This is a genomic window from Pseudoalteromonas sp. SR41-7, from assembly GCF_014163935.1.
Classification (GTDB): domain Bacteria; phylum Pseudomonadota; class Gammaproteobacteria; order Enterobacterales; family Alteromonadaceae; genus Pseudoalteromonas; species Pseudoalteromonas distincta.
Map to the genome: position 1 here is coordinate 43412 of NZ_JACJEF010000001.1, position 12045 is coordinate 55456.

Annotated in this window: 13 protein-coding genes; 9 read left to right on the forward strand and 4 right to left on the reverse strand. The window is 37.8% G+C overall.

Annotated features, from left to right (window positions below):
* Window positions 1–62 precede the first annotated feature (62 nt).
* Window positions 63–359: a ribosome assembly RNA-binding protein YhbY gene (yhbY, locus tag H5092_RS00205; RefSeq protein ID WP_002963153.1), complete on the forward strand. Its 297-nt coding sequence runs from the start codon at window positions 63–65 to the stop codon at window positions 357–359.
* Window positions 360–441: 82 nt separating this feature from the next.
* Here the strand turns inward: yhbY and H5092_RS00210 are convergent, their stop codons facing one another.
* Window positions 442–942 carry a histidine phosphatase family protein gene (locus H5092_RS00210; RefSeq protein ID WP_002963152.1) on the reverse strand — a complete coding sequence of 167 codons (501 nt, stop codon included), beginning with the start codon at window positions 940–942 and terminating at the stop codon, window positions 442–444.
* Entirely contained in the window at window positions 939–2093 is a 1155-nt protein-coding gene (locus tag H5092_RS00215) for a serine hydrolase (protein ID WP_182695454.1), read from the reverse strand. The genes H5092_RS00210 and H5092_RS00215 overlap by 4 nt, the downstream gene beginning before the upstream one ends.
* A gap of 112 nt (window positions 2094–2205) precedes the next feature.
* On the opposite strand from H5092_RS00215, the gene H5092_RS00220 reads away from it, so the two are divergent.
* From H5092_RS00220 to H5092_RS00245, 6 genes are all read left to right on the forward strand, one after another.
* Window positions 2206–3009, forward strand: a complete 804-nt coding sequence (locus tag H5092_RS00220; RefSeq protein WP_002963149.1) for a hypothetical protein — start codon at window positions 2206–2208, stop codon at window positions 3007–3009.
* A 478-nt stretch (window positions 3010–3487) separates the two neighbouring features.
* Entirely contained in the window at window positions 3488–4270 is a 783-nt protein-coding gene (locus H5092_RS00225) for a MipA/OmpV family protein (RefSeq protein ID WP_259395072.1), read from the forward strand.
* The gene (locus H5092_RS00230; RefSeq protein ID WP_182720958.1) at window positions 4260–4643 is read left to right on the forward strand and encodes a DUF3019 domain-containing protein; all 384 of its coding nucleotides are present in this window, start codon (window positions 4260–4262) and stop codon (window positions 4641–4643) included. The genes H5092_RS00225 and H5092_RS00230 overlap by 11 nt, the downstream gene beginning before the upstream one ends.
* A gap of 24 nt (window positions 4644–4667) precedes the next feature.
* Entirely contained in the window at window positions 4668–5372 is a 705-nt protein-coding gene (locus tag H5092_RS00235; protein WP_004335749.1) for a response regulator transcription factor, read from the forward strand.
* Window positions 5373–5391: 19 nt separating this feature from the next.
* The gene (locus H5092_RS00240) at window positions 5392–6684 is read left to right on the forward strand and encodes a HAMP domain-containing sensor histidine kinase (protein WP_182682682.1); all 1293 of its coding nucleotides are present in this window, start codon (window positions 5392–5394) and stop codon (window positions 6682–6684) included.
* A 204-nt stretch (window positions 6685–6888) separates the two neighbouring features.
* Window positions 6889–8244: a sodium-dependent transporter gene (locus H5092_RS00245; RefSeq protein ID WP_182720957.1), complete on the forward strand. Its 1356-nt coding sequence runs from the start codon at window positions 6889–6891 to the stop codon at window positions 8242–8244.
* A 78-nt stretch (window positions 8245–8322) separates the two neighbouring features.
* Here H5092_RS00245 and H5092_RS00250 read toward each other — a convergent pair whose 3' ends face one another.
* Both H5092_RS00250 and H5092_RS00255 read right to left on the reverse strand, forming a co-directional pair.
* On the reverse strand, window positions 8323–8772 hold the full coding sequence (locus H5092_RS00250) for a GNAT family N-acetyltransferase (RefSeq protein ID WP_004335742.1): 450 nt from the start codon (window positions 8770–8772) through the stop codon (window positions 8323–8325).
* A 69-nt stretch (window positions 8773–8841) separates the two neighbouring features.
* The gene (locus tag H5092_RS00255) at window positions 8842–9585 is read right to left on the reverse strand and encodes a sporulation protein (RefSeq protein WP_182720956.1); all 744 of its coding nucleotides are present in this window, start codon (window positions 9583–9585) and stop codon (window positions 8842–8844) included.
* Between the two features lie 266 nt (window positions 9586–9851).
* Here H5092_RS00255 and H5092_RS00260 point away from each other — a divergent pair, with 266 nt between their 5' ends.
* Window positions 9852–11426, forward strand: coding sequence for a cation:proton antiporter family protein (locus tag H5092_RS00260; RefSeq protein ID WP_004335737.1), 1575 nt, complete (start codon window positions 9852–9854; stop codon window positions 11424–11426).
* 350 nt (window positions 11427–11776) lie between these two features.
* A complete protein-coding gene (locus H5092_RS00265; RefSeq protein WP_024594942.1) occupies window positions 11777–11998 on the forward strand; it encodes a DUF3820 family protein in 222 nt (73 codons plus the stop codon).
* Window positions 11999–12045: the final 47 nt, after the last annotated feature.

Here is a 12045-nt window from a genome sequence, read left to right on the forward strand (position 1 = left end):
ATTCTCTAGATGGCGTTAGAATACCCTTAATTCAAGCCATATTCAGCAAAATTTGTATAAACATGACATTATCAAACAAACAAAAGCAGTTTTTAAAAGGTCAGGCACATAGCCTCAAGCCTGTAGTTTTACTAGGTTCTAACGGTTTAACCGAAGGCGTAGTAGTCGAAATTCAAAGTGCATTAGAAATTCACGAATTAATCAAAGTTAAAGTTCCAACTGATGATCGTGAAACAAAAGCACTTATTTTTGAAGCAATCGTACGTGAAACTGGTGCGACTAAGCTACAAACGATAGGTCACACTATTGTGCTTTATCGTCAAAGTGTTGAGAAAAAAATACATTTACCACGTAATTAATTAATCCTATTTAAAGGATTTAGTACGTTTAAATTAAAAAACCAGCTTAATGCTGGTTTTTTGTTACCTAACACTTTTTAATTTAAAAGCTCATTGTATGGTGCGTTACATCATAATCAGTGCCATTACTTCTGGGCTTATTATGCAATATAAAATACTGAGTAAATTGTGTCTCACTCATAGCTGGCACTTTTTCATTGGAGAGTAGTTCAGCCAGTTGCGGCGTCGTATTACTGTGCCCAATAACAACAACTACACCCTTTAGTTTGAGTAACTCATTTTTTAAATCACCTAGCTCACCTGCGTTATACACATTTAATTTGGTATTAAAATGTGCCTGCAAAGGTGCGGCTGTTTGCAACGTGCGTTTATAGTTGCTGCTAAAAAGATGTATATTTTGATGTTCTTTAAACAAAGTAACTAAATTATTTGCACGTGCCTTCCCCTCTTCTGAGAGCGCTGGGTTTTTCCCCGTTAACTTTTCGCTATGACGAAACAAATATACCTCGTCAGGTGCGGCAAATGCCAAACTACAATTAAATGACAAGGCTAAAAAAGTGATTGCTAATATTATTTTATTCATATTTTTTTACCTCGTTTGTATTCTAATAGCCTGTCGATAAATTCAGTCGTTAATTCATTTATTACACCGGTTTCAGCATTAACGATTAAACTAAAACCAACATTTAATTGGGGAAACACAACCACATCGCTTCGATATCCTTGCACCCAGCCACTATGATAGTAAAGCGTTTCATCAGCATAATTATAAACCCGCCAACCTAGTCCGTAATAAGCCTCATTAAGGTGTTTTTTCCACACCCTGCGATGCATTTCTTTTTTTGTATGTGTATAAGGACGCGTTTGCTTTGCTAGAGTATCCAATGACAAAACATCAGGGTATTGCCCTAGCTGGGCTTTTAACCAAATGGCCATGTCACTTGCACTTGCGTTTACACCCGCTGCAGGTCCCACTTTATAATAATTTTTTTTAAGCTTAGCGCTATACCAACGTTTTGTACCGCGCACGTGTGGTAATGCGTAATTTTCATCCTGAACCATAGATTCAAAACCTAAGCTGGCATCACTCATTTTTAAAGGCGCAAAAATAGTTTCTCGTAACCACTGCGCGTAACTTTTACCGCTGCTTTGTAATATCACATTACCTATAAGGCTAAACATAACATTTTGATAACCATAACATTCGCCTGGTTTGCAAATAGGTTTAACACTAAGTAATTTTTCAACAATACTGGGGTAATCCATACGAGACTCTATCAAATTATCGTACGCATTAGGCACTAAACCACTTGCATGACTTAGAAGGTGAAATACCTTTAAATCATCTTGATAAACAGTCCCTTTGAACTCAGTTATGTAATCGCTAACAGCTTTATCTAATTTAAGTAAACCCTCATTGGCTAATTTAGCAGATAACGAGCCTGCAAATGTTTTAGAAACAGACGCGAGCCTAAACCGGGTATGCTTATTTACTTTTTGTCCATTTCGGGTTTTAGTTACACCCATAGTATGTATGTAGTCTGAGTTATTTGTACTTACAATCGAAAGTGCAGCGCCTGGTATACCTTTATTTTTCAGTTTTTTTTGCGTATAACGGCCGTACTTTTTTACAAATGCATCCCAATCAGGATCTGCTTTTGCTGCATAACTCACAGAGCTAAACAACAAACACAAAGCAGGTAGGCTATACAATAAAGATTTGAGATACTTCATTTTTATAAATTTTATCTTTTTAACTACATCTATGTAGATAATATCATGAAGTTTTGTTTGGACTAACGTACAATACGACGATTATTTGGTTTTTAGTGAGTGTTTAGTACTTATGCGTTTTTTAGTTGTGTCACTTTTTGTTATATTATCAACTGGTTGTACTCTTACAAAGCAGCCGGCCGAGCCACTGGCTATGCCATTAAAGCCAACATTAAAAAGTCAGACCTACCAGCTTGAGTACACCACAGAACACTCATCCCCAAAAGTTAAATCCGTTCAACTTCCTGCACATAAGGTAGTTAGAAACCAAACTGTAAAAATTATTACCGATAAGGCAAGTGTAACCGATAAACTTTTATCGCAAATTAGCCAAGCACTTAACGATAAACAACTAAAAGTAACCACTAAAAATAACAGCGACTACACACTAACTATTCAGCAACTTGATTTAACTTTCACTGACGATGTTAAGTACGCAATAAAGCAACCTGAGAACCCTTTTACATTATATTCAGATATTGCTCAGCAATACCCAACTCAGGAATGCGCTGCAATATTTGCACAAGTAAGTATGCGCCTCACACACAAAGCATCAGGTGATGTTGTTTGGTTTGCTAAATCTTCTATTGATAGTGCAAGTTTTCATCGTGAGCCACTAGTTTATAGTTTCACCGAAGAGCAAAAAATAACTAATGAGCTTGAGGTTGTCGCTTTTGTCCATCAGCAAAATACTGATGAAGCCCGCATGGAAAGACTTGGAAAAGACATTCAAATTCCTCAGTACAAAACGTTGTCAAAGTTATCTAGCCTTGCCAAGCTTAGTGGTCCATGTAACAGAACAGAAGTAAGCGCATTAACGCCTATGATGCAGTTTTACTTAAGCAGTATATTAATCGATAAAATTAAAGTTCAGTAAATTAGGGTCTGTTGATCTTTACGAATTAAAATTTGTTCAAACTAGGGGCTATTTAATCGCGGCGTTAGGTTTGTAACCTAGTGGGCTCGATAACTGCTCCTGCGTTATTCTAATGGCTTACATCCATGTAATAATAAGTAAAAACCGAGCAACAAAGCGTAAATAGCCCTTAGGAAAAACACTTTGGGCAGCGCCTGTTTGGCATTAATGCTACGTTATCGCCCATTTATGGGGAATAGCCACACTGCATAGGCTCTGCCTTGCCTAAATACCAAACAGGCTGCTGAAAATTTAACCTTGAAAGTTCAACAGACCTAACACTTACTACATTTTTTTACAGATTAAAGGAACGAATTAACAATATACTACGCTTAATAACAAATAATAATTAGGCCCCATAGGGATGAAAAACACTTTGCTTAACCATACTTTAGTTAGCATAACATTGCTTTTTTGCTTTATTTTTAGCACCACAAGTATGGCAAGTAATCGCTATTATGCAGACAATACGTTAGAACCAACCCAAGGCTTTGCGTGGGATTGGAGTGCAGGTGCGGGCTTTTATATTGAAGATTCTTACCTAATCGGTATCGAATCTTACGATAAAGGCGTTGAGCTTGATTTAAGTCTTGCTGTTTCTTACGATAAATTTTATCTTGATTTTGATCACAATCAACTCAGCGGTGGTCTTGTAATTGGTTACAGCCTTATAGATAAATTTGATTGGGGCTTAGATATACTTGGCACAAATACTCAAGCCGGGTTTGACGAAAAAGGCCTCGGGTTTTATAACCACGGTGTTATAAAAGAACTCCAAGGTATTAAAAAACGTAATTACGATTTTGATGTTGGTCTTAGGCTCTCGCGCCGATTTGAAAATTCACAATTCTCCTTTGAATACCTTCATGACGTATCTGGTGCCCATAATGGCTGGGTTATAAATAGCTTTTTTACCCACATTTTGCCATGGCGAAACTGGGAGTTTAGATCTGGTGTTGGTTTAAGCGCCTACTCTGCTGACTTTACAAATTATTACTTTGGCATTGATAGCGATGAAGCCACCAGCCTTCGCCCGATTTATAGCAGCAATGCCAGTACTAGTATCATCTTTGAGTTCCATGCTGAATATCCAATAAGCCAAGATTGGGTGTTTTTATCCGGTTGGCTTACTACATGGTTTTCAAAAGAAATTGACGACAGTCCAATTATTTCCCAAGGATATCAACATAAAGCCAAGGTAGGCCTACGTTATGTATTTTAGATGGATCTGGGTATTACTGATCTTTCCCAGTACCTTTACTGTTAAAGCGCAGGACCCCCCTGAAGCACTCATAGCACTACCCGACACTTGCGTTGCACTGCGCGAAGGGCGTAATTGCTATGCCGATGTTACACTTACGTGGGAGCAGCCTATCATTGGTAATTACTGCCTACGCGATGCAACTTCAAAGTACATTATGCAATGTTGGCTAAAGCAACAAAGTGGTACTTTAAATTATGCTTTTGACTCACAGCAAAGCATTTCATTTGAACTATTTGATAGCAATACATCCAAAGTCATCAGTACAGCAGAAGTAAAACTACAATGGGTTTATCAAAACAGACAAAAAAAACGCCGCTGGCGACTATTTTAATACCAATCGTATTAGGGATATTTTATGGATAACTACGGCACTATTTTACTTGTTGAAGACGATGCATCACTAGCGCAATGGGTTGCTGAATATTTAACAGAGCAAGGCTATACAACGCATGTTTGTCATCGTGGTGACGAAGTTGTTAGCAAGGTCAAAACGTTAAACCCAAATATTGTGCTCCTTGATATTATGCTCCCGGGGCAAGATGGTATTAGCGTATGTAGAGAGCTTCGTAGCTTTTATAATTCGCCTATTATAATGCTCACCGCACGCGATGAAGAGATGGATGAAGTTATTGGTTTAGAAGTTGGCGCAAGCGACTACATAATGAAACCGGTGCGTCCGCGTGCATTACTAGCGCGAATAAAAGCAGCACTGCGTCAAAACAATGAGCCAAATAAGCCACAGGTTAGCCAAAGCATTATTCAAGTTGGTGCACTTAGTATTAATACCGAATCTAGAAATGTGACCCTTAACGAGCAAGATATAAACATATCAAGCGCCGAATATCTATTATTACACTACCTTGCAAGCAATGCAGGTCAAGTTGTCTCACGCGATGCCGTATTTAAAGCGACGAAAGGTAGAGAGTACGACGGGCTTGATAGAAGTGTTGATGTACTTATTTCTGCACTTCGTAAAAAATTTAATGATGATCCACAAAACCCCGAAAAAATTAAAACTATTTGGGGCCGTGGATATTTACTTGTTTCTACCGCGTGGTAATAGAGCGATGAATAAATAAATGAAAAAGTTTTATATATCGCTTCTAGGCAGTGCACTTTTATCTATTGTGGTATTGGGCTGGCTTATTGATGCTTTTAGTCAACAAGCGCATACCCCACAAGATGAATTTAGTCAGCAAAGTAAAATGATCATGGGTTTTAATAAGCAGTTAGCTAACATACCTACATCTGAGCGCAGCGATTATGTAAAACAACTAGCCCGAGAGTTTGATGTTTTAATTGACTACAAGCCAAATGAGTCACTCGCCTTACCACCTTCTTTATTATTACAAATGCACACGCCAGGTGGGCTGATTTTAGAGGATCAGCAAGGCTTTTATATGCTTTATAGTAGCGACGTTTTAAATCCTTTTCACTTATCAATGCGCTTAGATAAAATTTTTGATAGCGAGCAGCATAACGACATTATATTAACTCTACTATTTTACGCAGGCCTATGTGTATTTATGGGGTTTATTATCGCGCCCTTAGCTAAACGACTAACTGTCTTAAATGAAGCCGCTAAAAAGTTTGCCTCTGGTAATGTTCAAGCCCGAATAAAGGTATCGCACTTTACCTATATAAAAGATGTGGAACTTACTTTTAACCGCATGGCTAGCCAAATAGAGAAACTCGTCGCCGAAAACAAACTAATGGCCTCGAGCTTGTCTCACGACATCCGCACCCCTATCGCGTGCCTGCGATTTGGTTTAGATGCGGCATTAGATAGCCATGATGAGCAAAAAGTAAAACAGTATTTAACCCGTATGGAAAACGATTTAGATCATATGGAATCGATGCTTAGTAGCTATTTAGCATTTGCTACATTAGAGCAAAACGCGAATAAACTAACCTATTCATCAACCAATATTAAATCCTACCTTGAAGATATTTTAGTTCAACTTGCACCAAAACTTGAAATGCAAATGCTCAACGTACAACTCAATAGTACAGATAAAATAATAAATGCAGATCTTCACTGGCTGGCCCGTGCAATTACTAACTTATTAACTAACGCATGTGATTTTGCAAACCAACATATTTACCTCAGTGCAAAGTTACACGAGCAACAGCTTATAATAACGGTAGAAGATGACGGCCCAGGTATCGCACAAGAGAACTTTAGTAATGTATTTAGCCCATTTTTTAGAGAGGAAGATCACCGTAACAGAGCCGATAAGAGTTATGGCCTTGGCTTAGCCATTGTTACCAAAGTAGCTGATTGGCATCATGGCAGCGTTAAAGTAAGTAAAAGCACCCAGTTAGGTGGTGCGTGCTTTACTCTCACTATTGCACAGCACCATAATCCGTAAAGCAATAGTTACAGACTGTAATTAACAATTATTAAACAAAATCAACTCGTTATTTTAAACGACTTAATAACAACAATTAAAATCGATGGTTATAACATACACTTTACTTATTAATTTGTGCTAGATCAGCAAATAAGCACTTTTTATTTTTTTACATTTCCAGTAGATTGTCACCGCCGTCACACAATAGAGAAGTACAATAATATGAGCGCAGTTAGAGGCGAGTTTAGCTCTCGCTTTGGTTTTATTATGGCCGCCGCGGGTTCTGCCGTTGGTTTGGGCAATATTTGGGGATTCCCTACACAAACAGCAAGTAATGGCGGTGCTGCATTTTTAGTCGCATATTTAGTGCTTGCGTTCTTTTTAGCCTACCCCGCTTTAATGGCTGAACTTATGATTGGACGTCATGGCCAAGCAAACGCAGTGTCATCACTTCAAAAAATATCTAATAAGCCATGGCAAAAACACTTTGCCTTTGCTGTTGGTTTTGGCGGTATTTTATGCGCTGGCTTTATACTAAGCTTTTACGCCATTGTTGCCGGTTGGATGCTCAGCGCCACAGCTGAACCTATAGCCACTTTAGTTGGTGCCAACACAGCATCTACATGGTTAAGCGAGCAATCACTTACTCGAAATATTATATTCACTATGATCTTTATCGTACTAACTGTCGCTATTATAAGTAGAGGCGTTGAAAACGGTATTGAGAAGTGGTCTAAGCGTTTAATGCCTGCACTTTTAGGCATTTTATTTGCACTTATTGCTTATGTGATGACGCAAGATGGTGCTATGGAAGGCTTAAAAGCCTACTTAGTTCCTGACTTTTCATCTATTTTTGACGCAAAACTATTAGTAAGTGCATTAGGGCAAGCTTTCTTCTCTTTATCGCTTGGCACTAGCGTAATGATTATTTACGGCTCGTACATTAGTAAAAAAGAAAATCTTGTTTCTTTAGGTGCCTATGTGACCCTTATTGATGTATTTATAGCCTTTGTTGCAGGTTTACTGATTATTCCGGCTATGTACGTAGCACAAGCTCAAGGCGTTGAAATATTCTCGGCCACAACGGGTAAGCTACTCTCTGAAGATACATTAGTGTTTCAGGTACTCCCCGCTTTATTTGATGGAATGGGCGAAGTTGGCTTATTTGTGGGTTTTTCATTTTTTGCGTTAATGAGTATTGCCGCTTTAACATCATCTATTTCAATGTTAGAGGCGCCAGTATCATACACCGTAGAGCGCTTTGGGATGAAACGCGTTCAAGCAACGTGGTTAATTGGGGCGCTAATCGCTGTCGTTAGCATTACAATTGTGTGTAACCTTAGCAGCTTATTTGGCTTAGTAATCACTCTCACTACAAAAGTAGCTCAGCCTTTACTTGGTCTTATGTGTTGTATATTTGTAGGCTGGATTTGGTATAGAGGCTCATTACTAAAAGCAATTCAAGAGGGTAACCCAGAGGTTCACAATACATTGTTTTGGAAAATATGGCCTTGGTATACTAAGTTTGTATGTCCACTGGCTATTGGCATGGTGTTTTTACACTCACTATTGAGCTAAATGATACCTTAGCCTTAAAATAGTTTTAAATAAAATAGCCCACATTAGTGGGCTTTTTTATAGCTGCTTAAATTGGATTTATTGAGTGAGTTTTAAAATCATATCTTGATGAGGTATACCGTCTTCTAGATATTCACTTTTGTAATCTTCAAAGCCAAAGGAGCGGTAAAAATCAAGTAAGTAGGTTTGTGCGCCAATATAAATATCTCGTTCAGGCCACCGCTCTTTACAGCATTCTATAGCTTTACTTACAAGTACAGTGGCGTCGCCTTTGCCACGCGCACTTTTACTTACCAGCACGCGCCCTATTGCGCTGTATTGCTCATTTTTTTCATAGCATCGGGCATAAGTGTGTAGCCGCCCATTGTCTAGTGTATATAAATGCTGTGTATTTAAATCAATATCTACATCATCAAGTTCAGGGTAAGGGCACGCCTGCTCTACAACAAATACGTCTACACGTCCTCGCATAATAGTAAAAAGAGTATGCGCATCTAAAGCATTAAACTGCTCACATTTAAATTGCATTTTAAATCCTATAAACAATAAACCCAGCCTAGGCCGGGTTTAATAAAATTATTCACTTGTTAGTTTATATTAAGCAAATAAGCGCTCTAGTTGGTCGCACAACTGCGATAAATTCACGTGGTCATGCTCTATGGTTAAATCTACATAACCATCGCCTCTAAAGGCCCTGTCTAGCTCTATAAGCACATGTGTTTTATGTGCCTCTGGTACAAATGACAACTCGATCTCTTGAATGCCAAATAAACTACGGCTATTTGGCTTATATTCAAGTTCCTGATAACAACCCGATAACGATTGAAATGTTGAAGCGCGCAAATGGCCTTTTTCTACATCAGCCTTCATTAAGCTAAAACCTAGCTTTTCCATCGCCTGCATGCACGTTTTAACAGCTTCATTAGGGTAAATATGTAAATGGTCTTTATCGCTCGGATCAAGTGCTAAATCAATATCTAAACCTGTTTCAAGCCACACATGAGATTGATTGTAACCTGCATTAATTTCTGTAATAGGTGTTTCAGAATGAAGACGTGCTTCAAAAGGGATACTTTTAATTTCGCCCGGCTCAATTGTACCTATATCTGTAATTCGCCATTGGTCAATCACATGATTGGTGAAATAATCGCCATCATCACCTGCCACTTTAACACGGGTCATAAGTAATAAATCTAAGCCTGCAATATCTTGGCTAACATCACCTGCGGTAATGACTATTTGTGCGTTAAAAAGCTGACCAGGTTGTAGGTGTTCAGTCTCTAAAACAGTATCTACTTTTGCAGCACCAATACCTACCGACGCTAAAATCTTTTTAAACATATATTTCTCCTTAAGCTGAGCGGTTCTATTATTTGCTCTTGCTTAAACTTCTTCGTTATCGCATCTTAACCATATTTAAAAGCCAATGTCAGTGAAAAAATGTTATTTACATGCTATTTACGATTAAATATATGTTTGATGCGCATTTTTTATACACAGCTAGGCAAGTATTTGATTAGACGCGTTCATTTTTAGGTCTATTTTTATTTTCAATGGTATAAATTTTTCGTTACACTGCAACCCCAAATGAAGTGATATTAAGAATTATGGAACTAATCTATTTTGCCGCCGCGTTTGTGTGTGGCTTTGCTGTTTATCAGTTAAAGCTGCCTCCTCTTATTGGATTTTTATTAGCAGGTTTTGCTTTAAATTTATCGGGTTATAAAAGTACAGAGTTGCTCGATACAATAGCAGCACTTGGCGTAACCCTTCTTCTTTTTAGTATTGGTTTAAAGCTAAAGGTAAACAGTTTAATTAAACCCCAAGTGTGGGCGCCTGCAACATTGCATATTATTTTTAGCAGCGCGCTTTTTAGTGGCTTTATGTTATTGCTTGGTGTTTTCGCTATTCCACTGTTTATTGATTTAAGTTGGCAAAGTGCTTTATTAGTTGGGTTTGCGCTTAGTTTTTCAAGTACTGTATTTGCAGTAAAAGTGCTTGAAGAACGCGGAGAAATGGCAAGCCTTCACGGTAAAATAGCCATTGGTATACTAGTCATGCAAGATATCTTTGCTGTTATCTTTTTAGCGATTAGTACAGGTAAAATTCCAAATGTATGGGCAATTGCATTAATAATTGCTCTGCCTTTATTACGACCTGTCATGTATGGCGTATTAAATCGCTCTAAACATGGTGAACTATTACCATTATTTGGTTTTTTCTTTGCTTTAGTTGCTGGTTATCATGCATTTGAATTTGCAGGATTAAAAGGCGACCTAGGCGCACTCATAATTGGGATGATGTTTGCACCACATAAAAAAGCAGGAGAACTATCAAAATCTCTGCTTAATTTAAAAGACATATTATTAGTCGGTTTTTTCTTAAGTATTGGCTTGAGCGCAGAGCTAACCACTAGCTCATTAATCGTTGCTATCATACTTGTTTTAGTTTTACCTATTAAAATAGCGCTTTATTACGTGTTCACAAATATATTCAAACTACGCGCACGTACATCATTACTTACCGCCTTTAGTTTATCTAACTACAGTGAATTTGGGTTAATTGTATGTGCAGTAGCAGCTAGCACAGGCATGATCACTTCTGAGTGGCTGGCCGTAATGGCAATTGCTGTTTCTATTACCTTTGTAATTGCCTCGCCGTTAAATAAGCGCTCAAACGAGCTATACGTAAAAATAGAGCACTGGCTATTAAAGTTTGAAAGCAAAACTCGTTTAGCTGAAGAGCTACCTGTTAACCTAAACGATACTAAAATAGTCATTTTTGGTATGGGACGTATTGGTACTGGTGCTTATGAAACAATCAACGCGACTCACCCAAATGTTGTTGCAGGCATAGATATAAAACCTGAAGTGGTAGATAAGCACGTTAACAGAGGCCGCAACGTATTAATTGCTGATGCAACAGATCCTGACTTTTGGCAACGAGTAAATCATTCGCAAGTAGAAATGGTCATGCTTGCAATGCCAAAGCATATGCAAAATATTTTTGCGCTAGAGCAACTACAAGCCTCAGGTTATAAAGGCCAAGTAACAGCTATTGCAAACTACCCTGATCAACAAAAAGAGCTAGAAGAAATGGGTGTTCATTCTACTTATAACTTTTACTTAGAAGCAGGTAGTGGTTTTGCAGAGCACGTTAAACAAGAGCTATTTAACGAATAATCACTTTTTATAACGTCTATAAATAACAAAGCCTTAAAATCATTAAGGCTTTGTTATTAGTTTTTAAATGAAAAGCAATTCTATTTACATTCCTTTACAAGCCATTTAACCACGACCATAAAAAACAGGTAGACTATCCATGTTGGTTAAATAAAACCCCATGTTCTAATAATAACTTAATTAGATCCCAGCTAATTAAAGTTCAACTAGGTTTATATTAATCAACAAAAAATTATTAAATCAGAGGGCCTACTCCCTCGCAAAATAGGCTGTTTCTTGCCCGTCACAGCCTATTTTATATTTCTAAAATCCCTTACACTTATGCAGACTTTAAAACCTAAGTAACTCTTATGGATCCAAAACAATTAAAAATAGCTGTAAATACAACGATGCCTTTTGGGAAATATGCTGGGCGCCCTTTATTACTACTACCAGAACCTTATTTGGTGTGGTTCAAACAGCAGGGATTTCCTAACTCGAAACTTGGTAGCCAACTAGCGATGATGTATGAGGTTAAACTAAATGGCCTTGAGCAAATGTTAATGCCATTACTTGAAAAAAATAAAAAATAATTGAGAACTTTTTTAAATACTTGCGGTCTATTATATTGCTACTTGTT

Excerpts from the sequence above, each read along its gene's own strand:
- H5092_RS00235 (WP_004335749.1), top strand. The coding sequence starts at position 4,668 with ATGGATAACTACGGCACTATTTTACTTGTTGAAGACGATGCATCACTA.
- yhbY (WP_002963153.1), top strand. The coding sequence starts at position 63 with ATGACATTATCAAACAAACAAAAGCAGTTTTTAAAAGGTCAGGCACAT.
- H5092_RS00245 (WP_182720957.1), top strand. The coding sequence starts at position 6,889 with ATGAGCGCAGTTAGAGGCGAGTTTAGCTCTCGCTTTGGTTTTATTATG.
- H5092_RS00225 (WP_259395072.1), top strand. The coding sequence starts at position 3,488 with ATGGCAAGTAATCGCTATTATGCAGACAATACGTTAGAACCAACCCAA.
- H5092_RS00220 (WP_002963149.1), top strand. The coding sequence starts at position 2,206 with ATGCGTTTTTTAGTTGTGTCACTTTTTGTTATATTATCAACTGGTTGT.
- H5092_RS00215 (WP_182695454.1), bottom strand. The coding sequence starts at position 2,093 with ATGAAGTATCTCAAATCTTTATTGTATAGCCTACCTGCTTTGTGTTTG.
- H5092_RS00255 (WP_182720956.1), bottom strand. The coding sequence starts at position 9,585 with ATGTTTAAAAAGATTTTAGCGTCGGTAGGTATTGGTGCTGCAAAAGTA.
- H5092_RS00240 (WP_182682682.1), top strand. The coding sequence starts at position 5,392 with ATGAAAAAGTTTTATATATCGCTTCTAGGCAGTGCACTTTTATCTATT.
- H5092_RS00265 (WP_024594942.1), top strand. The coding sequence starts at position 11,777 with ATGGATCCAAAACAATTAAAAATAGCTGTAAATACAACGATGCCTTTT.
- H5092_RS00210 (WP_002963152.1), bottom strand. The coding sequence starts at position 942 with ATGAATAAAATAATATTAGCAATCACTTTTTTAGCCTTGTCATTTAAT.
- H5092_RS00250 (WP_004335742.1), bottom strand. The coding sequence starts at position 8,772 with ATGCAATTTAAATGTGAGCAGTTTAATGCTTTAGATGCGCATACTCTT.
- H5092_RS00260 (WP_004335737.1), top strand. The coding sequence starts at position 9,852 with ATGGAACTAATCTATTTTGCCGCCGCGTTTGTGTGTGGCTTTGCTGTT.
- H5092_RS00230 (WP_182720958.1), top strand. The coding sequence starts at position 4,260 with ATGTATTTTAGATGGATCTGGGTATTACTGATCTTTCCCAGTACCTTT.